The organism is Arthrobacter sp. Bi83, assembly GCF_918698095.1.
GTDB lineage: Bacteria > Actinomycetota > Actinomycetes > Actinomycetales > Micrococcaceae > Arthrobacter.
The window spans coordinates 70,216-91,423 of sequence record NZ_CAKKLY010000003.1 but is presented as its reverse complement, the minus strand read 5'-3'; the positions used below and the strand labels follow the sequence as shown (position 1 = coordinate 91,423).

The following is a 21,208-nucleotide window of genomic DNA, read 5'->3' as shown; positions in this document are numbered from 1 at the left end:
TAAGCTCAGCGGGCCGATTCGACGTCGGCGGCCACCGCGGCCGGCCGCTCGGCGGCGAGGCTTTCGGCGTCGGGTCCTTTCGGGGCACCCTCCGGTGCCGGCCGATGTTCGGTTGTGCTTCCCGGCGCATGCACGGCGTCGTGGCGGCCGAGCCGCTTGTGCCACCAGCGCAGCAAATGGTCAATGGCGATGCCGAGGATGATGGCGAACACCACGGCGATGCCCGCCCCGAGAAGAGGGTTGCTGTGCAGCCAGGGGAACGAACTGGCAACGATACCGATGCCGATCGAATACCCAACCCAGGTAAAGCAGGCCAGCCCGTCCAGGACGAAAAACCGGCGGTGCGGAAACCCTGTGGTTCCGGCAACGTAATTGACGGCCACTCGCCCCCAGGGGATGTAGCGGGCCGTGAAGATCAGCACGGCGCCGCGCTTCTCCAGCTCATACCGCGCCCAGCCGAAGACCTTTTGCACTTTTGGCCGGCGCATCCATTTCCAGCGGTTCAGTCCGATTTTCCGGCCGAGGAGATATGCCATGTTGTCGCCGGCCATCGCCCCGACGAGCGCAGTGAACCCCAGTATCCAAAGGTTTGGATTGCCGCTTTGCCGGGAGAACGCCGCCAGCGCCACGATGAGTGTCTCGCTGGGAACAACCATGGCGAAGCCGTCCACGAAAAAGAACACGAGCAAGATGGGGTAAATCCACCACTGACCCGCTGCATGGAGCACGGCCTCATTAATAAACTCCACGCGGGTGTTGCTCCTAGCGGAAAATGACCAAAACAATAGTGACGCAAATCGCTCTTTAGTGTCCCATGGCCGGAGCATAGTCCGCTACGCCCGTTCAGGAAAACTCGCCCTCCCCTGCCGGGTCCGGAAGGCGCCCCCGGATCCGGCTGATTACGATGTCCACCACGATGCCCAGCACAATCGCGCAGGCGATCGCGATGGCGGCGCCGAGCAGATGATTGTTCTCGAACCACTGGCCAAAGAACAGCCCGATCCCCACTGAATATGCTGCCCACAGTGACGCGGACAGCACTGTCAGCCCGACGAACCGGGCGTGGGAATAGTGCGTGGCCCCGGCGGTCAGGTTCACGGCCACCCGGCCGATCGGGATAAACCGCGCCACGAGGATCAGCGACGCCGCGCGCTTCCTGAGCTCACGCCCTGCCCAGCGGAAGGCCCGCTGCATGCGGGGCCCCCGCATCCAGCGCCAGCGCCGCGTGCCGACGCCCCGGCCGATCAGGTACGCGGTGTTGTCCCCGGTGAACGCCCCCAGCGCCGCGGTGGCTATGAGCAACCACGGATTGGGGACATCCGCGGTGGCCGCGACCGCCGCCAGCCCCACCACGACGGACTCGCTGGGGATGGGTGGGAAGAAACCGTCAATGATGCAGCAGGCCAGGACAAGGATCAGGACCCAGGGCTGCCCGGCGGCAGCAAGGATGAAGTCGTTGATGGCCTGCATTGGGTCAGGCGATGCGGTCGATGATCAGCTGCTGTGCCGGACGCGATCCTTCCGGCGCGATGGTGACAGCGCTTTCGAGTGCCTCCTTGGCGCGGGCGAATTTCTCCGGGGTGTCCGTCAGCAACGTCATGAGCGGCTCCCCCGCCCGCACAGTGGCTCCAGGCTTGGCGTGCAGCCGGACGCCGGCGCCGGCCTGTACCACGTCCTCCTTGCGGGCGCGGCCGGCTCCAAGCCGCCAGGCCGCAACGCCCACGGCCAGTGCGTCCAGTTCCACGAGGACCCCGTCCGCCGGTGCGTAGATGGTTTCGGACTCCTTCGCGACCGGCAGCTTTGCCTGGGGATCCCCGCCCTGCCCCTTGATCATCCGGTTCCAGACATCCATGGCGCGGCCGTCTTTCAGTGCCGCGGCAGGATCGGCGTCCTTCACGCCGGCACAGGCCAGCATTTCCTCAGCCAGCCGGACCGTCAGTTCCACCACGTCCTCGGGCCCTCCGCCAGCCAGCACCTCCACGGACTCCTCCACTTCGATGGCGTTGCCGGCCGTCAGGCCGAGGGGCGTGCTCATGTTGGTGAGCAGTGCCACCGTGTTCACTCCGGCGTCCTTGCCGAGGGCCACCATGGTCTCGGCAAGCTCCCGGGCACGGGCCTCATCTTTCATGAAGGCGCCGCTGCCCACCTTCACATCGAGCACCAGCGATCCCGTGCCCTCCGCTATTTTCTTGCTCATGATCGACGACGCGATCAGCGGGATGGCTTCGACGGTGCCCGTGACGTCACGGAGCGCGTAGAGCTTCTTGTCCGCCGGGGCCAGGCCAGCACCGGCAGCGCAGATCACCGCCCCGACGTCCTGAAGCTGAGCCAGCATTTCCTCGTTGCTCAGCGCGGCGCGCCAGCCCGGAATGGACTCCAGTTTGTCCAGTGTGCCGCCCGTGTGCCCCAGGCCGCGTCCGGACAACTGGGGCACGGCCACCCCGAATACGGCCACGAGGGGTGCCAGCGGCAGGGTGATCTTGTCGCCCACGCCTCCGGTGGAGTGCTTGTCGGACGTAACCTTCACGCCGCCGTCGGGACGCTGGAGACTCGAAAAGTCCATCCGCTCGCCCGAGGCGATCATCGCGGCGGTCCAGCGGGAGATCTCGGCACGGTCCATGCCGTTGAGCAGGATGGCCATGTTCAGCGCGGCCATCTGCTCTTCGGCGATGACGCCGCGGGTGTAGGCGTCGATGGTCCAGTCGATCTGTGCAGGGCTCAGGATGCCCTTGTCACGCTTGGTGCGGATGATGTCGACGGCGTCAAACGCCTCGGTCTTCTGGGTCACCGTGTTTCCTCCAGGTGTTGGGGGCCGAATGCGTCGGGGAGCACCTGGTCCATGGTCTTGATTCCCTGCGTGGTCATGAGCTCCATGCCGGGAGCCCGGAATTCGTACAGCAGCTGGCGGCAACGCCCGCAGGGCATGAGCACGTTGCCGCCGCCGTCAACGCAATAGAAGGCGCGCAGCAGCCCGCCGCCGGTCATCTGCAGGTTGCCCACGAGCGCGCACTCGGCGCACAGCGTCAGGCCGTAGCTTGCGTTTTCAACGTTGCAGCCGCTCACGACCCGGCCGTCCCCGGTGAGGGCGGCCGCACCCACCGGGAACCTGGAATACGGCGCGTAGGCGTTCTTCATCGCCGCGACGGCGGCGGCCTCCAAAGCCGGCCAGTCGACGTCGGACTTTTCGCCCCGGGTGGTCGAGCTTGTCGAGACGCTCTTGTCCACCGCGGTCAGCCCTTGACGTAAGGGATGCCGCTGGCGGCCGGGGGCCGGGAACGGCCGACCAGGCCGGCCACCGCCAAAACGGTCACGAGATACGGCAGCATGGCCATGAACTGGCTGGGGACCGGGGTGCCGATGATGGTCACAATGCTTTGCAGGTTGTCTGCGAAGCCGAACAGCAGGGCCGCGAAGAACGCGCCAATCGGGTTCCAGCGTCCGAAGATCAGGGCTGCCAAGGCAATAAACCCGCGCCCGCCGGAAATCTCCTTGGTGAAGCTGTCGATCGCCACCAGCGTGAAGAACGAACCTCCGATGCCGGCGATGGCACCGCCCAGTGTGACGTTCCAGAACCGTGTGGCGTTCACCCGGATGCCCATGGTATCCGCGGCCTGCGGGTGTTCCCCGACGGCACGGACGCGCAGGCCCCATTTGGTCTTGAACAGTCCGATCCACACCACGATCACCGCGATGTACATCAGGTAGCCGACCAGGGACTGCTTGAAGAGGATGGGCCCGAGCACGGGAATGCCGGACAGCACGGGGATGTCGATGATCGGGAGCCGCCCCGGAGAATTGAACGTCGCCTTGTCAGCCTGCATCACTGTGCTGAACAGGAAGCCGGTGACGCCGGAGACCAGGACGTTCAGGACCACGCCCACAATGATCTGGTTCACGAGGTATTTGATGCTGAACAGCGCCAGCACCATGGAGACGACGGCGCCTGCCACCGCTGCTGCCAGCAGTCCGATGAACGGGTTCCTGGTCATGCTGGCCACCATGGCTGCCGTGAAGGCCCCGCCCAGCAGCTGGCCTTCGATCGCGATGTTCACGACGCCCACCCGCTCGCACAGCACTCCGGAGAGCGAGCCGAACACGAGGGGAACCGCCAGCGTCACGGAGCCGGCGATGAGGCCGGCAAGGGAGATGCTCGGGGTGCGGGCACCGCCCACCACCCAGATGAGGAAGGCAGCGACGAAGAGGACGATGAAGGCGATGGGCAGCCAGCGGGGTGCAGCCTGGTCCTTCGTCTTGAGGTAAACGGCGTAGCCGGCCAGGCCCAGCATGATGACCGACAGCACGATGCCGCCCAGAAAGCCCGGGACCTCCAGCGCGGGCAGCTGGAAGAAATCCCCGCTGGAGGACAGGCCGAACCGTGCCGTCTGGTTGGGTCCCATAAGGCCAAAGAAGATGAAGGCCACGATGCCCAGTGCCGACAAGAGGACGGGAACCTTCCAGGTCACCGGCTTCTCAGACGTTGCCTGCTGGCGCTCTTCAGCCCGCGGCGGGGTTCCCGCCTGCGGTTTTCCCGGTTGGGGCGAGGTTGCTGTTGTGCTCATGCTGCACCTCCCGTGGTGGCTGCGGTCTTGGACTTGCCGGCGGTTACCGGCTTCTTGCGCCGCGGGTTCAGCCCGAACACTGCCCGCACCAGCGGCGGAGCCGCGATGAAGAGAACGATCAGCGACTGGACCACCAGGACGATGTCGATCGGCGTTCCGGTCTGGATCTGCATCTGGACCGCTCCGGCGCGGAAGGCGCCGAACAGCAGGCCGGCAGCGAACGTCCCCCACGGCGTCGAACGTCCCAGGAGTGCCACGGTGATGGCGTCAAAGCCGTACGTGGCGGCGACGCCGTCGGTGAGGACCTTTTCCGTGCCGGCTACCTGCGCCACGCCGGAGAGGCCTGCGAGGGCGCCGGCAATGGCCATTACCAGAATCGTTGAGCGGGAGACATTGATGCCCGCGGTCTGCGCTGCCTTGGGGTTGGCGCCGACCGCCCGGAACTCGAAGCCCACGGTGGAGCGGTTCAGGAGCCACCACACGAAGACCGTGATGGCGATGGCCAGGAGGAAGCCGAGGTGGAGCCGGTACTGGCTGCCGAAGATCTGCGGGTAGACGGCGCTGGGGTCCAGGATCGGGGAGATGGGGTTGGACTCCCCCGGCCGCCGGAACGCGGGGGTGTTGAGCAGATACCTCAGCAGGTACAGCGCGATGTAGTTGAACATGATGGTGAGGATGACCTCGTGGGCTCCGGTCCGGGCCTTGAGGTAACCCACCAGTCCGCCCCAGAAGGCACCGCCGATGATGCCGGCCACGAGGACCAGCAGCAGGTGCAGGCCCACCGGGAGGTGCAGGGCGAAACCGGTCCATGCCGCCAGGATGCCGGCAATGATGATCTGGCCCTGGGCGCCGATGTTGAACAGCCCGGCGCGGAAGGCCAGGGCCACGCCCAGGCCGGCGGTGATCAGGGGCGTGGCGATGGTGAGTGTTTCCATGAGCGGGGCGAACTGCCCGCCTATGCCTCCTCCGCGTGGATTGAACACCGAGCCCTGGAACAGTGCCACATATGAACGAGTGGCGGCGTTCCAGACCGCCGACAGGAAGTCGGTGGGACGTGCCAGCAGATAGCTTGCCGTGGCGCCGACCTGCTTGTCGGTGAGCGCGATCAGCAGGCCGCCGAGGATCAGGGCGAGCAGGACGGCCAGGACCGATACGGTGCCGCTGCCGGTGAAGATCCTGCGGACGAGTGTTTCCGGGCCGCCTGGGATCTTGCCGCTCTGGGCGGTGGCCGGAACGGCGGAGGGTCCCATGGCTCCGCCGGCAGTGTCCAGTGACACGACGGCGGCGGTCTCCTCGTCCGCGGGCTTCGGCGCATGGTGCCTGTCCGCGTGGGGCTTGTCTGTGTGCGGCCTGCCGGCGTCGTGCTTGTCAGCGGCGTGCTTGTCGGTGTGGTGCTTGTCGGTGTCGTGCTTGTCAGCTTCGTGTTTGTCAGCGTCGGGGCCCGAGGGATTGCCGTCGGGGTGGTGTGGCTGGGTCTGGTCAGTCATGGTCGCCTCCTTCGGCGCGGGAGGCGGACGTCGGCGTAGGGCTGTTGCCGAGGGCTGGGCTGTTGCCGGGTACCGGGTCGTTTCCTAGGGCGGGGTCGCGGTGGTGGAGCTTGTCCGCGTGTGCCTCATCGGGTGAAAGTCCCGCCATCATGAGCCCCAGGACGTCGCGCCCTGTTCCCGCGGGGACGATTCCTACGAGCTTGCCCTTGTAAAGCACGGCGATCCTGTCCGCGAGCTCCATGACTTCATCAAGTTCGGTGGAGACGATCATGACCGGGGTGCCGGTGTCTCGTTCGGCCACGATGCGGCGGTGCAGGAATTCGATGGAGCCGACGTCCACACCGCGGGTGGGCTGCGAGGCGATAAACAGCCGCAGCGGCCGCGAGAGCTCCCGGGCCATCACCACTTTCTGCTGGTTGCCGCCCGACAGCGTTCCGGCAGCGGCTGCGGCGGACGGTGTGCGGACATCGAATTCGCCGATCCGGGAGTTGGCGTTCTCCAGGACCTTGGCCGGGCTCATGCTGATGCCCCTGGCGAAGGGAGCTTTGTCATACAGGTCGAGGACCAGGTTTTCGGCCACGGAGAATGTGCCCACCAGGCCGTCAACCTTGCGGTCTTCAGGCACGAAGCCGACGCCGGCATCCAGCACGTCCTTGACGCTGCGCCCCACGAGTTCCTTGCCGTCGAGCAGGATCGAGCCACTGACCCGCTCCTGCAGGCCAAGGATCGCCTCGGTGAGCTCGGTCTGCCCGTTGCCCTGGACACCGGCGACGGCGAGGATTTCGCCACGGGCGATGCTGAAGCTGATGCCGTCCACGGTGTGGTGGCCGTTCGGCGCGACCACGGTCAGGTCTTTGACCTCGAAGGTGGTCTCCTGCGGCTGCGCGGGGGCCTTGTCCAGGGTGAGGTTCACGGCGCGCCCCACCATCATGGACGCCAGTTCCGTGGTTGAGGCACCGGAATCCGCGGATCCGACCACCTGGCCGCGGCGGATCACGGTGATGATGTCCGAAACGGCTTTGACCTCACGCAGCTTGTGCGAAATGAAGACGATGGAGGTGCCGCCGCCCTTGAGCTGGCGCATGATGTCCAGCAGCTCGTCGGTCTCCTGGGGCGTCAGCACCGCCGTCGGTTCATCCAGAATCAGTACTCTGGCGTCCCGCACGAGTGCCTTAATGATTTCCACGCGCTGCTGGACGCCCACCGGGAGGTCCTCCACGAGGGCGTCGGGGTCGACGTCGAACCCGTAGCGGTCCGAGATCTCCTGGATTTTGCGGCGGGTGTCCTCCAGGTTCAGGAAGCCGCCTGCCTTGGTGGATTCGGCGCCGAGCGCCACGTTTTCGGCGACCGTGAACACGGGCACCAGCATGAAGTGCTGGTGCACCATGCCGATGCCGGCAGCCATGGCGTCTCCGGGGCCGCGGAAGCTGACGGGCTCGTCGTCGATGAGGATTTCGCCGTCGGTGGGCTCGTACAGCCCGTAAAGAACGTTCATCAGGGTGGACTTGCCGGCCCCGTTTTCGCCCAGCAGACAGTGGATCTGTCCGGGTTCAACAACCACATCTATGTGATCATTGGCGAGCAGGGAGCCGAAGCGCTTGGTGATCCCCTTGAGTTCAAGTTTCAAAACTCTGACCAATCTCGTTGCGTCCGGTAGTGAAGGCCGGACGGGATATGTGGCTGCAGCACCAGCCTAGTGCCTGCAGTCATGGGTTGAGCGGGTACGCCCAACGAAAAGCGCCACCTCCCGTGCAGTCAATGACCATCCGGGCGGTGGCGCTTAGCGGAGGAAGTTACGCCTTGGGGCTGGCTGCGGACTCAACCTTCAGCTTGCCGTCCACAATGTCCTTCTTGATCTGGTCCAGCTCGGACTTCACGTCGGCGGGGACGGCCGAATCGAAGTCGTGGAACGGGGCCAGCTGCACGCCGTCGTTCGCGAGCGTGCCGACATACGGCTCGCTGGTGAACTTGCCGTCCTTGTCTTCCTTCACGACGGTCTCAACGGCGGAGCCCATCTGCTTCATGACGGACGACAGCATGATGTCCTTGTAGTCGGGGGCGGTGAGGAAGCCGTCGGAGTCAACCCAGATGAGCTTGACGTCCTTGCCTGCGGCCTTTGCTTCCTTCAGCGCAGCGCCGGCGCCCTTGCCCACCGGGCCGGCCACGGGCATGACAATGTCCGCGCCCTGGTCCAGGAAGTTCTGGGTCAGCTGCTTTCCCTTGTCCTGCTTTTCGAAGTCGTCGGTAAAGCTGCCGTCCTGCTTGGCCTTGTCCCAGCCGAGAAGCTTGACGCTCTTGCCCTTCTTCTCGTTGTAGTACTTCACGCCGTCGGCGTAGCCGTCCATGAAGATCGTGACGGTGGGGAGCTTGATGCCGCCGAAGGTGGCGACGGTGCCGGTCTTCGTGGAGGCGGCGGCGAGGTAGCCGGCCATGAATGCAGCCTGCGCCGTGTCATAGATGATCGGCTTGACGTTGGCGATCGGCTTGTCGTACCCGACGTCGATGATGGCGAAGTGCTTGTCAGCGTTAGCCGCGGCCTGAGCCTTCGTGGCGTCACCGAGGAGGAAGCCGACCGTGATGGTCAGGTTGCAGCCTGCCGAGACCATGGCGCGAAGGTTGGGCTCGAAGTCGTTGTTGGTCTTGGACTCGACCTGGTTGACCTTGATGCCAAGGTCCTTCTCGGACTTTTTGAGCCCTTCGTAGGACGACTGGTTGAACGACTGGTCATCGAATCCGCCGGAGTCGGACACGATGCAGCCGGTGTAGTCGCTGGCCGTGGCAGACGGACTGCCCGCTTGGGGTGCCGGGCCGCAGCCGGTCAGAAGCAGGGCCGCCGCACCAACGGAAGCCACGCCGGCGAGTGAACCGCGCTTGACGTTTGCACGCAGTGAGATCTTCAAATTTCCTCCAGGAAGAACGAGATAGGCGCCACGACGGAGATTCAATGAGTGTCCGTTTCTAATGCTCCACACTGAAATTCTGTTTTCACTGATGGTTTCGCAGCACTGCGCCGAAGCGCACTTATGAAGCCACTGTAGTGGCCTGCGCCACGTCCGGATAACACATCCGAGGCGAAAAATGAAGATTGTTGAGAACTTGTTACCTATGAGTAGCCCGCCGGTGTGCACGCACTCCGTCGGAGCGTCCCGCAGTGGTTGGGCTCGCGCTTTCGGAGCTAGATCCGCACCAGCATCTTTCCGGTGTTGCCGCCGTCGAGGAGATCCATGAACGCCTGCGGAGCGTTCTCGAGACCGTCCACCACCGTCTCGTCATACCTGACGGTGCCGTTTGCCAGCCAGCCGGACATCCGCTCGGCGAACTCCGCCGCATGCTGCCTCTGGCCGCCCACGAGGAAGCCGCGCAGCGTCAGCTGTTTTCCGATGGCCACCGCAAGGTTCCGGGGAGCGGCGGTCGGTTCCGTGGCGTTGTACTGCGCGATGGCGCCGCACAGGGCAACCCTGCCCCCGACGTTGAGGACGGACAGCGCAGCTTCGAGGTGGTCCCCGCCCACGTTGTCGAAGTACACATCGATCCCGCCCTCGCCGGCAGCTTCCCTCAGCTGGTCCCGGACCGGCGCATCACGGTAATTGAACGCCGCGTCAAAGCCGAGCTCTAGCAGGCGTGCAACTTTTTCCGGGCTTCCCGCACTGCCGATCACCCGGGAGGCGCCCATGGCCTTTGCGATCTGACCCACCAGCGAGCCCACGGCGCCGGCGGCGCCGGAGACGAATACGGCATCCCCCGCCTTGAACTCGGCAACCTTCAGCAGTCCGGCGTACGCCGTGAGCCCGGTCATGCCGAGCGCACCAAGGAACGCGGATGCCGGTGCCAGCTCCGTGCGCGCGGGAGTCGTTGCGCCGGCGTCCAGCACGGCGTACTCCCGCCAGCCCAGTGGATGTACGACGGCGTCCCCCACCTTGCGGTCTTCGGCCCTGGACGCGATCACCTCACCCACCGCCCCGCCGTCGAGCGCTTTATCAAGGGCAAACGGCGGTGAGTAGGACTTGACGTCGTTCATCCGGCCGCGCATGTACGGATCAACCGAGATGAACAGGTTGCGGACCAGGACCTGGCCGTCCTGAAGCTCGGGAAGCGGCGTTTCAGCCAGGCGGAAGTTCTCCGGAACCGGACGTCCCACCGGGCGGGATGCCAGCTGGATCTCACGGGTGGTGACGGGCAGAGCCCGCTCGTCGTTGGTGCTCATGCTGCAAACTCCACCAGGGTCAGGGCCACGTCCATGTTGCCGCGGGTCACGTTCGAATAGGGGCAGATCCGGTGGGCCTTTTCCATGAGCGATTCGGCTGCGGCGCGGTCCAGGGCGGGCAGGGCGACCTCGAGTTCGGCGGCCAGGCCGTAGCCTTCACCGCCGTCGAGGGCACCGAAGTGGATCTTCGCCGCAACGGCGGAGTCAGTGAGATCGGCCCGTTCCTTGCGGCCGACGACGCGGAGGGCAGAGTGGAAGCAGGCAGCATAGCCGGCGGCGAAGAGCTGCTCCGGGTTGGTGCCCTCGCCGCTTCCGCCGAGCTCCACCGGACTGGCCAGGTTCACGTCGAGCCTGCCGTCCTTGGAGCGGGCTGAGCCGTCGCGGCCCTCGCCTGAAGCGAGTGCCTCGGCAGTGTAAAGAGTCTTCAAAGTAGTTCCGTTCTGGTCGTTTCGGAGACGGTGGTCTTGGGTGTCAGCGCGAGTCATGGAGGGCAGCGGTGAGCTTGCCGAGAGTTTCCCGGAGTTGATCCAGCTCATCGGGAGTCAGGCCGGCAGCCTCCGCGAGGCGCTGGGGAATGCGGGAGGCCCTGCTGCTGAGCGCCCGGCCCGTGTCGCTGAGGTGGACGGCGACACGGCGCTCATCCTCGGCAGAGCGCCGCCGTTCCACGAGCCCGAGGGCTTCGAGCCGCTTGAGCAGGGGTGAGAGCGTGCCGGAGTCCAGGCCCAGCTCCTCCCCCAGTTCCCGCACGCCGCGCGGTTCGTTTTCCCACAGCACCAGCATCACGAGGTACTGCGGGTAGGTCAGGCCCAGCTCGTCCAGCAGGGGACGGTAGACGGCGGTGGCGGCACGGGACGCCGAGTAGAGCGCAAAGCACACCTGGCGGTCAAGGCGGGGGGCGTTGGTCATGGACACAACGTTAGCCCACAATTCAATTGTGCACAACTTACCTAGGCCAGGAAGAGCGCGAACGAACATTCGGGGCCCTCGCAAAGGGGCTGAAGTGTTCGTTCGCGCTCGTCCGACGGTGTTAGAGGTCGCGGATGGTGCGGAGGGCTGCCGCGGTCAGGACCTGGATGCCGTAGCCGAGGGCCCGCTCGTCGAGGATGTAGTCGCCGCGGTGGAGGTCGTACTCCTCGCCGCCGGGGGTCTTGGTACCCAGGCGCATCATGGCACCGGGCAGCTCGGCGAGGAACCAGGCGAAGTCCTCACCTCCCATGGACTGAGGGGTCAGGACCACGGCGCCTTCGCCGATCTCCGCCCGCGCCGCAGCTTCAATGAGCGCAGTCTCGTGCTCCGAGTTCACCACCGGCGGCACACCGCGGGTGTGTTCCAGGTGCACTTCCACGCCGTAGGGCGCAGCAACCTGCTGCACCACTTCGTCGAGCAGCTCGCCGGCGCTGTGCCAGGCGTCCCTGTCGAGGCAGCGCATGGTGCCGGCCATGTAGCCGGTGCCCGGAATGGCGTTAGGCGCCGAGCCCGCGTTGATCTGGCCCCAAACAACCGACACGCCGCTGCGGACGTCCACCCGGCGCGAAAGGACGGCCGGAACGTTCACGGCGATCTGGGCCAGCGCGAAAACGAGGTCCTCCGTCAGATGCGGGCGCGAGGTGTGGCCGCCGCGGCCGCTCAGCTCGATCTTGATGGTGTCCGAGGCGGACGTGATGGCACCGATGCGCGTGCCGATCTTGCCGACGTTGATGCGCGGGTCACAGTGCAGCGCCAGGATGCGCGGCACGCCCTCCAGGACACCCTGCTCGATGCAGGAGTGGGCGCCACCCGGCATCGTCTCCTCGGCGGGCTGGAAGATGATCCGGACCGTGCCGCCCAGCGGCGATTCCAGGTGCATGCGGTGCAGCACCAAGGCGATGCCCAGCATGGTGGTGGTGTGGATGTCGTGTCCGCAGGCGTGTGTCACACCGTGGTTCTTCGAGGCGAACGGCAGGCCGGTTTCCTCGATGATCGGCAGCGCGTCGATGTCGCCGCGCAGCGCGGTGGCGATGGGGCCCTCGCCGACGTCCACGGTTAGGCCTGTGCCGTCGAGGCGGCGCGGCTCCAGCCCGGCCTCTTCGAGACGTTCCACGAGCTTGTCCGTTGTCCGGAACTCCTTGAACGACAGCTCGGGGTGCGCATGCAGGTCCCGCCGGAAATCGATCAGTTCCGGCAGCAGCGGCTCGAGCCACGGCCCCACCAGTGCGGTGGGCTCAGCTTCAGTAGTGTAATTGCGCACACCACAACTCTAGCGAGGGCCGAAAGAATAGCGGCATCGCCTTCGCCGCGTTACGGATATCCCGACCATGTCGAAGTTCCAGGGGACGTCGAAGTCCTGAAAGGACCGGAAAACTAGAGGACGTCGAAGTCGCCGCTGGCCTTAAGGGCGTTCACAGCCTGCTTCACCCGCTGGGCATGCTGCTTGGTGGTAACCAGCAGCGCATCCGGCGTATCCACGATGACCACGTCCTTGATCCCGATCAGCGCAATGACGCGCTTGGTGTCCGAGACCACCACGCCGCTGGCGTTTTCGGTGAAGACGCGCGCGCCCTCGCCGATGACCGTGACCTCGTCCACTTCCTTGGCGCTGTTGAGCCGTCCCACCGAGGCGAAGTCACCGACGTCGTCCCAGCGGAAGGTTCCGGGCACGACGGCGACGTCCCCGGCTGCCGCCGCAGGCTCGGCGACCGCGTAGTCGATGGCGATCTTGGGCAGGGTGGGCCAGACGCGGGCAGTGACTTCGTCGCGGTTGGGTGTGTCCCACGCCTCGGCGATTTCCTGCAAACCGTTGAACAGTTCCGGCTGGTTCGCTTCCAGGTGCTTGAGCATGAGGGAGACGGGCGCCACGAACATGCCGGCGTTCCAGACGTACTCGCCGCTGTCGACGTACTGCTGGGCGACTTCCTCATCCGGTTTTTCAACGAACTCCACCACCGCCCGCGCGCTGGGCGCGCCGGGGATGTGCAGGGATACGCCGGAGCGGATGTAGCCAAAGCCTGTGGACGGGTGCGTGGGCTTGATGCCGATCGTGACGATCTTGCCGGCCGCGGCGGTGTGGATCGCTTCCCGAACTGTGTCCTGGAAGAGGTCGTCCGGGCTGATCACGTGGTCCGCGGCGAAAGAGCCCATGATGATGTCCGGGTCCCGCTGGTGCAGGATGGCCGCCGCCAGGCCGATGGCGGCACCGGAGTCTTTGGGCTCGCTTTCGAGCACGAGGTCACCGTCCTCGACCTCAGGCAGCTGACGGCACACAGCCGCCCGGTGAGCGTTTCCGGTGACGACCAGGACCCGGTTGCCCGCAAGGGGCTCGAGCCGGTCGTAGGTTGCACGCAGGAGCGTGCTCCCCGAGCCGGTGAGGTCGTGAAGAAATTTGGGAGCTGCTGCACGTGACAGAGGCCAGAGGCGGGTCCCCACACCGCCTGCAGGAATCACAGCTATAAAGCGGCTGATGGGTGAATCCTGGCTTGTCACTTTGTCTTTACTCATCACGCTCTACTTTAGCCGACGACCCCAAAGTGGCCCTTGCGGCGGCACCGGCGGGGCGGACACACTTGGAACCGGATGTGGCGTTCGTCTCATAAAACGCCAAAAACCGTACAGTACGTGGGCGCCAAGGACGCCCTGAATTGAATAAGCTGTGAGCGAAGCCTAGATTTAGGCCTGAGCTACGAGTGCTCTCGCAGCAGGCGTTCCCCCCGCGTGGATCCCACGCCAGCGCCGCTGTGTTGCAGGGAGGTTTATTCAGTGCCGACGAAACCAGCTGGCACCTTGTACCGCGGCCGTGAAGGCATGTGGTCCTGGGTTGGACACCGCATTACCGGTGTTGTGATCTTTTTCTTCTTGTTGGTCCATGTGCTGGACACCTCCCTTGTGAGGGTGTCGCCGGAGGCCTACACCGCAGTGATCGGTGCCTACAAGAACCCGCTGATGGCCCTGGGTGAAACGGGCCTCGTCGCAGCGATCGTATTCCACGCCTTTAACGGCCTGCGGATCATCGCCGTCGACTTCTGGAAGAAGGGTGCCAAGTACCAGCGCCAGATGCTCTGGGTTGTGCTGGGCCTCTGGATCGTCACCATGGTCGCCTTCGCCATCCGCCACCTGTCCCTCGCACTCGGAGGTCACTAAGCCATGACTGCAACGCAGATCCAGTCCCCGCGCAGCGGAAATAACAGCGGCAAAGACAGCAGCGGCAAGATTGGCCCGCAGTACCGCCGCAGCGGCAGCTCCCGCGGCAACTTCGAAATGCTGGCGTGGCTGTTCATGCGGCTCTCCGGCGTGGTGCTGGTTGTCCTGATTTTCGGCCACCTCACCGTGAACCTGCTGGTGGGCGAAGGCATCCACGCCATCGACTTCGGCTTCGTGGCCGGAAAGTGGGCAGACCCGTTCTGGCAGGTCTGGGACCTCGCAATGCTCTGGCTCGCCATGTTGCACGGCACCAACGGTGTGCGGACCATCATCAACGACTACGCCGAGAACAACTCCACCCGCCTCTGGCTGAAGATCGTCCTCTACGCGGCCACCACGGTCATCATCATCCTTGGCACGCTGGTCATCTTCACCTTCAACCCGTGCCCGGTGGTGGACGGCGTCCAGCTCCCCGGTGGTTTCTGCCCGGCGTAGCGAGCTGCGGCTGCCCGCCCCGACCGGCGGGCATCACTTTGCGGAGCAGGCCTCAGCCCGCCCGTTGTTTTATTGCGAATTTTGAGAGAAAGAGCGTCTGGTATGCAGGTCCATAAGTACGACGTCGTCATCGTCGGTGCCGGTGGCGCTGGCATGCGCGCCGCGATCGAATCCGGTCAGCGCGCGCGAACAGCAGTACTGACCAAGCTCTACCCCACCCGCTCCCACACGGGTGCGGCGCAGGGCGGCATGTGTGCGGCATTGGCCAACGTCGAAGAAGACAACTGGGAATGGCACACGTTCGACACCATCAAGGGCGGCGACTACCTGGTTGACCAGGACGCCGCCGAAGTCATGGCCAAGGAAGCCATCGACGCCGTGCTGGACCTGGAAAAGATGGGTCTGCCGTTCAACCGCACGCCCGAGGGCCGGATCGACCAGCGCCGCTTCGGCGGCCACACCCGCGACCACGGCAAGGCTCCCGTCCGCCGCGCCTGCTACGCAGCCGACCGCACGGGCCACATGATCCTGCAGACGCTGTACCAAAACTGCGTCAAGCACAACGTCGAGTTCTACAACGAGTACTACGTCCTGGACCTCCTCACCGTTGAGGAAGACGCCGTGCGCGAGGACGGCACGCCGTTCAAGCAGAAGCGTGTTGCCGGCGTCGTGTCCTACGACCTCGCGTCCGGTGAGCTGCACGTGTTCCAGGCCAAGTCCGTGGTGTTCGCCTCCGGCGGCGCCGGCAAGGTCTTCAAGACCACGTCCAACGCCCACACCCTTACCGGCGACGGCATGGGCATCGCGTTCCGCCGCGGCATCCCCCTGGAGGACATGGAGTTCTTCCAGTTCCACCCGACCGGCCTTGCCGGCCTGGGCATCCTGCTTTCCGAGGCCGCACGTGGCGAGGGCGCCATCCTGCGTAACTCCGAAGGTGAGCGCTTCATGGAGCGCTACGCCCCCACCATCAAGGACCTTGCACCCCGCGACATCGTGGCCCGCTCCATGGCCAACGAAGTCCGTGAAGGCCGCGGCTGCGGACCGAACAAGGACTACGTCCTCCTGGACCTGACGCACCTTGAGCCCGCCCACATCGACGCCAAGCTGCCGGACATCACCGAGTTCGCCCGCACATACCTTGGTGTGGAGCCCTACACGGAGCCGGTCCCCGTCTTCCCCACGGCCCACTACGCCATGGGCGGCATCCCCACGAACATCACCACCGAGGTCCTCCAGGACAACGACACCGTGGTTCCGGGCCTGTACGCCGCCGGCGAGGTGGCCTGCGTTTCGGTCCACGGCTCCAACCGCCTCGGCACCAACTCCCTGCTGGACATCAACGTGTTCGGCAAGCGGGCAGGCATCGCCGCTGCGGAATACGCCAAGACGGCCGACTTCGTGGAGCTCCCGGAGGACCCGGAGGCCTACACCCTGCAGCTCCTCGACATCGCCCGCAACGGCACCGGCGACGAAAAGGTGGCCGTGATCCGCAAGGAACTCCAGGACACCATGGACGCCAACATGCAGGTGTTCCGCACGGCCGACACCCTCAACCAGGTCCTGAAGGACATCGCGTCCTTCGAAGAGCGCTACACGCGCATCAACGTCCAGGACAAGGGCAAGCGCTTCAACCTGGACCTCCTGGAGGCCGTTGAACTCGGCTTCCTGCTGGAGCTGGCCAAGGTCATGACGGTTGCTGCCCTGCACCGCGAGGAATCCCGCGGCGGCCACTTCCGCGAGGACTTCCCCGAGCGTGACGACGAAAAATTCATGAAGCACTCCATGGCGTACAAGGACGAGCACGCTCCCGCGGACGGTTCCGCCGAGAGCATCGCCGGAATTCGGCTTGGCACCAAGCCGGTTGTATTTACGCGCTACGAGCCGATGGTGAGGAAGTACTAATATGTCCGCTGAACTTGCTGAGCCAGCCTCAAAGATTGAACTGCCCGCCGGCGTTGGCGGCGGCGGGGAAATCCCCACGTTCGACATCACGCTGCGCGTGCGCCGCTACAACCCCGAGGTTTCCGAGGAAGCCCGCTGGGACGACTTCAAGCTGACCATGTACGGCACGGACCGCGTGCTGGATGCCCTGCACAAGATCAAGTGGGAAGTGGACGGCAGCGTCTCCTTCCGCCGCTCCTGCGCGCACGGCGTCTGCGGTTCCGATGCCATGCGCATCAACGGCCGCAACCGTCTTGCCTGCAAGACGCTCCTGAAGGACCTGGATACGTCCAAGCCCATCACGGTTGAACCCATCAAGGGCCTGCCGGTGGAGAAGGACCTGATCGTGGACATGGAGCCGTTCTTCCAGTCCTTCCGCGAAGTCATGCCGTTCCTGATCAACAAGGGCCACGAGCCCACCAAGGAACGCCTGCAGTCCGCCGAGGACCGTGAGCGCTTCGACGACACCACCAAGTGCATTCTGTGCGCCGCTTGCACCTCGTCCTGCCCCGTGTTCTGGACGGACGGCCAGTACTTCGGCCCCGCGGCAATCGTCAACGCCCACCGCTTCATCTTCGATTCCCGCGATGATGCCGGAGACATGCGCCTGGAAATCCTGAACGACAAGGAAGGCGTGTGGCGCTGCCGCACCACCTTCAACTGCTCGGAAGCATGCCCGCGAGGCATCCAGGTCACGCAGGCGATTGCCGAAGTCAAGCAGGCAATTCTTTCCCGCAAGATCTAGTCAAGGTCAACGCGGACGACGGCGTCTCTCACCATGCGCGGCAAGCGTGCGGTGAGTGGCGCCGTCGTCGTTTAACGACAACCACCGCAACCTCTCCGCCGTCACCAAGGGGCCTCATGTCACGTTCCGAGAAAATCACCTTTGAAGGGTCCACCGGCGAGATGCTCTCCGGGATCGTCGACCTGCCCGAAGGGCCCGTCAGGGGCTGGGGGGTGTTTTCGCACGGCTTCACACTGGGCAAGGACAGTCCCGCGGCGTCGCGGATGTGTAAGGCGCTGGCGGACAACGGGATCGGCATGCTCCGCTTCGACAACCTGGGCCTGGGCGACTCGGCCGGCTTGTGGTCCGAGGGATCCTTCAGCCACAAGGTGGCCGACACTGTCCGAGCTGCAGAGTACATGCGCGCCGAAGGCCGGCCGGTCTCCCTCCTGGTGGGCCACTCGTTTGGCGGCGCCGCCGTCCTTGCCGCCGCCTCCGAAATTCCGGAGCTCGACGCTGTGGCCACTGTTGGGGCGCCGTTTTCACCCAAGCACGTGGCCCATGTCTTCGACGCCGCCCTGGACAAGATCCTCAGCGAAGGCAGTGCGGAGGTGGACCTCGGCGGCAAGCGCGTGGAGATCCGCAGGCACTTCGTGGAGGACCTCGAAAACGCCGACCTTACCGACTGCATCAAGCGGCTGCACAGGCCCCTGATGGTCCTGCACTCCCCCACGGACAACACCGTGGGCATTGAAAACGCCAGCACAATCTTCCAGACGGCACGCCATCCTAGGAACTTTGTCTCCCTTGAGGGCAGCGATCACCTGCTGACGGGCAAGGGACAGGCGGCCCGGGCAGCGAAGATTATCGCGGCGTGGGCCGATCAGTACCTCGACGCCGGGCACTGACTGCCACCGGGCGCGGGTGCTCGGCCGCGTGGTGCCGCTCCACGGGGGTTTTCCCAGGTTGCACCTGCCGTGACCCCCAGCCCGTCTGCCTGGCCGCCGGCGCGGCCTTCAGGTCCTCTTCGCGGATCGCTGACCAGGAAGCGGCCACGAGGTAGACCCGGCTGACCAGGTTGAACCAGATGAGCAGCCCCACGATGATCGCAAAGGGCGCCAGGATGGGATTGCGCCCGGCGCCGGCCAGGAGTTCGGTGCTGAAGACCTGCAGGATGGCGGTGCCCACACCGGCGAGGATGGTCCCTTCCAGCAAGGCCCGCCGGGACAGCTTCAGGCCGCCGGCCAGGCGGAACATGATGAGCGCCGTGATCCAGCTGAGCACCAGCGGCACGGCGATTTTTATCACGGTTGCGAGCGGGACGGCCACGGCGCGGTCCAGCTTGAGCAGCCCGATCACCCAGCCGGCCGCGGTGCCAAAGACCAGCGACGCACCCGAGCTGATCACCAGGGCCAGGCCGAGCAGGAGCAGCGTGCCGGCGTCGTGCAGTTTCAGGACCACGGGGTTGAGCTTCAGCGGACGCAGCATCATAACGCCGCGCAGGCCCTCGCGCAGGCCGGCGATCCAGCCCAGCGAGGTGATGACCGTAACGACGGCTGCGATGACCGCGGTCCAGCCCAGCCCGTCAGGGTTGAGGAGATCCTTGGGGTCCACCAGGCCCTCGCCGCCATTGACCTTCAGGAGGCCCGGCGCGCTTTCTGCCACGCTGGCGATGATGCGGTCAAGCAGGGCCGGCTGGCCCCGGAGCGCAAGGCCCGCAACGGAGAACCCGGTGGTCAGCAGGCCCGTAATGGAGAAGAACATGTTGAAGCCGATGCCGGCGCTCATGAGCGGACCGTGCTGAAGGTTGTAGTGCTGGAAGGCGCGCATGGGCCGCAAGGCGTTCAGCCGGGCCATCAGCCACTGGATCATGGCCAAGAGCTGGGGCACAGTTCCCTTGCCCGACCGGCGCACCTTGCCCCACTCAACCTTTTTGCGGATGACCTCCAGCTTTAGGCGGGCACGTTCAGTGGGAAGCGGCTGCTCCGCCGGCGTCTGCGGCTCGGAGTTGCTCTCGTTCGTCGTCAGGTTCGGTGCCAAAGTCAAGCTCTTCCCGTAGCTGCCAAATACCGTCGGCATCGTGCTCGTAAAGTCCCATGCTAACCACGGGGAAGGTCGCCCTGTAGTTCTTCAGTACCGTTTCGGCCTCGTCCAGGCTTTCCGGCGCCACATCGTGGGCAATGGTCACATGGGGGTGGTAGCCGAAAGGCAGGTCGCGTGCCAGAGGGCCCGTCTGCAGTTTTTCGTGCAGTTCGACGCACTCCCCGAAACCCTCTTCCACGTTGATGAAGACCACCGGGGAAACCGGGCGGAAGGACCCTGTGCCGGCGATCGTGACCATGAACGGCGCCTGGGTACGGGCGATCTTGCGGACATGTTCCCGCGCGGCCTCCCAGTCATGGGTGGGCGTGGTGGTGACGAGCGTGATGTGCGCCGGAATGACCGTGGCCATGGGGTCCCCGAAGGATGCCCGCCATCGCTGCAGTTCCTCGGCGATTCCAGGCGGGAAGCCCAGAATGACCCCGAGGCTCATTCCATCGCCGACTCTCCTGTTGGCAGGCATCGGTTTAGCGGGCTCCGGCGTACGGAAGGAAGCCGACCTTGGCATAGACGTCCTGCAGGGTGGCTGCGGCGATTTCACGCGCCTTGTCCGCCCCGTGGGCGAGGAGCCGGTCCAGCTCGGCGGGATCGGCCAGCAGTTCGTTGGCGCGGCTGCGGATTGGCGTGAGGTGCTCCGTCACCACCTCGGCAAGGTCCACCTTGAGGTGACCGTACATCTTGCCCTCGTAGGCCGCGACCAGCTGCTCAACGCTCTGGCCGGTGATCACCGAGTAGATGGTCAGCAGGTTGGAGATGCCCGGCTTGGTTTCGCGGTCGAAACGGATCTCGGTCTCGGCGTCCGTCACGGCCGACTTGATCCGCTTGGCGGTGACCTTGGGATCGTCGAGCAGGTTGATCAAGCCGGCAGGCGACTCGGCGGACTTGGACATCTTGGCGGTGGGATGCTGTAGATCGTAGATCTTGGCAGAATCCTTCTGGATGAAGGGCTTGGGTACTGTGAACGTCTCGCCAAAGCGGGTGTTGAACCGGGCGGCGAGGTCGCGGCTGAGTTCCACGTGCTGGCGCTGGTCCTCGCCCACAGGCACGCCGTGAGGCTGGTAGAGCAGGATGTCCGCGGCCTGGAGGATGGGGTAGGTGAACAGCCCCACGCTGGCATGGTCCGAGCCCTGCTTCTGCGCCTTGTCCTTGAACTGCGTCATGCGGGACGCCTCACCGAAGCCTGTAATGCAGTTCAGGACCCATCCGAGCTGCGCGTGTTCCGGCACCTGCGACTGGACGAACAGAGTGCACTTTTCAACGTCCACTCCGCCGGCGATGTACTGGGCGGCAGTCACGCGCGTGCGGCGGGCCAGTTCGGCAGGATCCTGCGGGACGGTGATGGCGTGCAGGTCCGGGATGAAGAAAATGGCATCGTACTCATCCTGCATCCGCACCCAGTTCACGAGGGCGCCGAGGTAGTTACCGAGGTGCAGCGAGTCGGCGGAGGGCTGCATTCCGGACAGGATGCGGTGCCGGAGTCCGGTGCCGGGCACGGTCCCGGCATCCTGTTGGAGGACGGGGATGGCAGCTGGCTGCCCTGATGCTGCGGCGTCGGTCACGATTGGGGTGGAGGTCATTCGTCGGA

The 21,208-nt window shown here is 65.2% G+C and carries 21 protein-coding genes; 5 read left to right on the top strand and 16 right to left on the bottom strand.

What is annotated here, in order from left to right:
* Positions 1-5: 5 nt before the first annotated feature.
* The 13 genes from LQ144_RS03300 to LQ144_RS03240 form a co-directional block, all read right to left on the bottom strand.
* The gene (locus LQ144_RS03300) at positions 6-749 is read right to left on the bottom strand and encodes a DedA family protein (protein ID WP_230117132.1); all 744 of its coding nucleotides are present in this window, start codon (positions 747-749) and stop codon (positions 6-8) included.
* Positions 750-843: 94 nt separating this feature from the next.
* Entirely contained in the window at positions 844-1,470 is a 627-nt protein-coding gene (locus LQ144_RS03295) for a DedA family protein (protein ID WP_230117131.1), read from the bottom strand.
* A gap of 4 nt (positions 1,471-1,474) precedes the next feature.
* Positions 1,475-2,788: a thymidine phosphorylase gene (locus LQ144_RS03290; RefSeq protein ID WP_230117130.1), complete on the bottom strand. Its 1,314-nt coding sequence runs from the start codon at positions 2,786-2,788 to the stop codon at positions 1,475-1,477.
* On the bottom strand, positions 2,785-3,225 hold the full coding sequence (locus LQ144_RS03285) for a cytidine deaminase (RefSeq protein WP_230117129.1): 441 nt from the start codon (positions 3,223-3,225) through the stop codon (positions 2,785-2,787). Before LQ144_RS03285 ends, LQ144_RS03290 begins: the two co-directional genes overlap by 4 nt.
* Positions 3,226-3,230: 5 nt before the next feature.
* The gene (locus tag LQ144_RS03280; protein ID WP_230117128.1) at positions 3,231-4,559 is read right to left on the bottom strand and encodes an ABC transporter permease; all 1,329 of its coding nucleotides are present in this window, start codon (positions 4,557-4,559) and stop codon (positions 3,231-3,233) included.
* Complete coding sequence (locus LQ144_RS03275) at positions 4,556-6,046, bottom strand: ABC transporter permease (RefSeq protein ID WP_230117127.1); 1,491 nt, start codon at positions 6,044-6,046, stop codon at positions 4,556-4,558. The genes LQ144_RS03280 and LQ144_RS03275 overlap by 4 nt, the downstream gene beginning before the upstream one ends.
* The gene (locus LQ144_RS03270; protein WP_230117126.1) at positions 6,039-7,673 is read right to left on the bottom strand and encodes an ABC transporter ATP-binding protein; all 1,635 of its coding nucleotides are present in this window, start codon (positions 7,671-7,673) and stop codon (positions 6,039-6,041) included. Before LQ144_RS03270 ends, LQ144_RS03275 begins: the two co-directional genes overlap by 8 nt.
* Before the next feature lie 166 nt (positions 7,674-7,839).
* The gene (locus LQ144_RS03265; RefSeq protein WP_230117125.1) at positions 7,840-8,946 is read right to left on the bottom strand and encodes a BMP family ABC transporter substrate-binding protein; all 1,107 of its coding nucleotides are present in this window, start codon (positions 8,944-8,946) and stop codon (positions 7,840-7,842) included.
* A 275-nt stretch (positions 8,947-9,221) separates the two neighbouring features.
* A complete protein-coding gene (locus tag LQ144_RS03260) occupies positions 9,222-10,250 on the bottom strand; it encodes an NADP-dependent oxidoreductase (protein WP_230117124.1) in 1,029 nt (342 codons plus the stop codon).
* Positions 10,247-10,678, bottom strand: coding sequence for an organic hydroperoxide resistance protein (locus LQ144_RS03255; protein WP_230117123.1), 432 nt, complete (start codon positions 10,676-10,678; stop codon positions 10,247-10,249). The genes LQ144_RS03260 and LQ144_RS03255 overlap by 4 nt, the downstream gene beginning before the upstream one ends.
* 43 nt (positions 10,679-10,721) lie before the next feature.
* A complete protein-coding gene (locus LQ144_RS03250; protein ID WP_230117122.1) occupies positions 10,722-11,156 on the bottom strand; it encodes a MarR family transcriptional regulator in 435 nt (144 codons plus the stop codon).
* A 121-nt stretch (positions 11,157-11,277) separates the two neighbouring features.
* Positions 11,278-12,477, bottom strand: coding sequence for an amidohydrolase (locus LQ144_RS03245; RefSeq protein WP_230117121.1), 1,200 nt, complete (start codon positions 12,475-12,477; stop codon positions 11,278-11,280).
* Between the two features lie 113 nt (positions 12,478-12,590).
* Positions 12,591-13,724, bottom strand: coding sequence for a sugar phosphate nucleotidyltransferase (locus tag LQ144_RS03240; RefSeq protein WP_230117120.1), 1,134 nt, complete (start codon positions 13,722-13,724; stop codon positions 12,591-12,593).
* A 258-nt stretch (positions 13,725-13,982) separates the two neighbouring features.
* Between LQ144_RS03240 and sdhC the strand changes: the two genes are divergently transcribed.
* From sdhC to LQ144_RS03215, 5 genes are all read left to right on the top strand, one after another.
* Positions 13,983-14,363, top strand: coding sequence for a succinate dehydrogenase, cytochrome b556 subunit (gene sdhC, locus LQ144_RS03235; protein WP_214973516.1), 381 nt, complete (start codon positions 13,983-13,985; stop codon positions 14,361-14,363).
* Between the two features lie 3 nt (positions 14,364-14,366).
* Entirely contained in the window at positions 14,367-14,858 is a 492-nt protein-coding gene (locus LQ144_RS03230) for a succinate dehydrogenase hydrophobic membrane anchor subunit (RefSeq protein ID WP_230117119.1), read from the top strand.
* 102 nt (positions 14,859-14,960) lie between these two features.
* Positions 14,961-16,760 (top strand): succinate dehydrogenase flavoprotein subunit, encoded by a 1,800-nt coding sequence (gene sdhA, locus LQ144_RS03225; RefSeq protein ID WP_230117118.1) that lies wholly within the window; start codon positions 14,961-14,963, stop codon positions 16,758-16,760.
* A 1-nt stretch (position 16,761) separates the two neighbouring features.
* On the top strand, positions 16,762-17,544 hold the full coding sequence (locus LQ144_RS03220) for a succinate dehydrogenase iron-sulfur subunit (RefSeq protein WP_205654223.1): 783 nt from the start codon (positions 16,762-16,764) through the stop codon (positions 17,542-17,544).
* 116 nt (positions 17,545-17,660) lie between these two features.
* Positions 17,661-18,431, top strand: a complete 771-nt coding sequence (locus tag LQ144_RS03215; protein ID WP_230117117.1) for an alpha/beta fold hydrolase — start codon at positions 17,661-17,663, stop codon at positions 18,429-18,431.
* Here LQ144_RS03215 and LQ144_RS03210 read toward each other — a convergent pair.
* The 3 genes from LQ144_RS03210 to trpS all read right to left on the bottom strand — a co-directional run bounded on the left by LQ144_RS03210 (position 18,388) and on the right by trpS (position 21,200).
* Positions 18,388-19,395, bottom strand: coding sequence for a YihY/virulence factor BrkB family protein (locus tag LQ144_RS03210; RefSeq protein ID WP_230117189.1), 1,008 nt, complete (start codon positions 19,393-19,395; stop codon positions 18,388-18,390). The genes LQ144_RS03215 and LQ144_RS03210 overlap by 44 nt on opposite strands.
* Before the next feature lie 94 nt (positions 19,396-19,489).
* Positions 19,490-20,086 (bottom strand): 2'-5' RNA ligase family protein, encoded by a 597-nt coding sequence (locus LQ144_RS03205; RefSeq protein ID WP_230117116.1) that lies wholly within the window; start codon positions 20,084-20,086, stop codon positions 19,490-19,492.
* A 4-nt stretch (positions 20,087-20,090) separates the two neighbouring features.
* On the bottom strand, positions 20,091-21,200 hold the full coding sequence (gene trpS, locus LQ144_RS03200; RefSeq protein ID WP_290369702.1) for a tryptophan--tRNA ligase: 1,110 nt from the start codon (positions 21,198-21,200) through the stop codon (positions 20,091-20,093).
* Between the last annotated feature and the right edge of the window lie 8 nt (positions 21,201-21,208).

Coding starts and splice junctions, on each gene's coding strand:
- LQ144_RS03295 (WP_230117131.1), bottom strand. CDS start 1,470: ATGCAGGCCATCAACGACTTCATCCTTGCTGCCGCCGGGCAGCCCTGG.
- LQ144_RS03280 (WP_230117128.1), bottom strand. CDS start 4,559: ATGAGCACAACAGCAACCTCGCCCCAACCGGGAAAACCGCAGGCGGGA.
- LQ144_RS03275 (WP_230117127.1), bottom strand. CDS start 6,046: ATGACTGACCAGACCCAGCCACACCACCCCGACGGCAATCCCTCGGGC.
- LQ144_RS03260 (WP_230117124.1), bottom strand. CDS start 10,250: ATGAGCACCAACGACGAGCGGGCTCTGCCCGTCACCACCCGTGAGATC.
- LQ144_RS03250 (WP_230117122.1), bottom strand. CDS start 11,156: ATGACCAACGCCCCCCGCCTTGACCGCCAGGTGTGCTTTGCGCTCTAC.
- LQ144_RS03240 (WP_230117120.1), bottom strand. CDS start 13,724: ATGAGTAAAGACAAAGTGACAAGCCAGGATTCACCCATCAGCCGCTTT.
- LQ144_RS03230 (WP_230117119.1), top strand. CDS start 14,367: ATGACTGCAACGCAGATCCAGTCCCCGCGCAGCGGAAATAACAGCGGC.
- sdhA (WP_230117118.1), top strand. CDS start 14,961: ATGCAGGTCCATAAGTACGACGTCGTCATCGTCGGTGCCGGTGGCGCT.
- LQ144_RS03220 (WP_205654223.1), top strand. CDS start 16,762: ATGTCCGCTGAACTTGCTGAGCCAGCCTCAAAGATTGAACTGCCCGCC.
- LQ144_RS03215 (WP_230117117.1), top strand. CDS start 17,661: ATGTCACGTTCCGAGAAAATCACCTTTGAAGGGTCCACCGGCGAGATG.
- LQ144_RS03210 (WP_230117189.1), bottom strand. CDS start 19,395: ATGATCCAGTGGCTGATGGCCCGGCTGAACGCCTTGCGGCCCATGCGC.
- LQ144_RS03205 (WP_230117116.1), bottom strand. CDS start 20,086: ATGCCTGCCAACAGGAGAGTCGGCGATGGAATGAGCCTCGGGGTCATT.
- trpS (WP_290369702.1), bottom strand. CDS start 21,200: ATGACCTCCACCCCAATCGTGACCGACGCCGCAGCATCAGGGCAGCCA.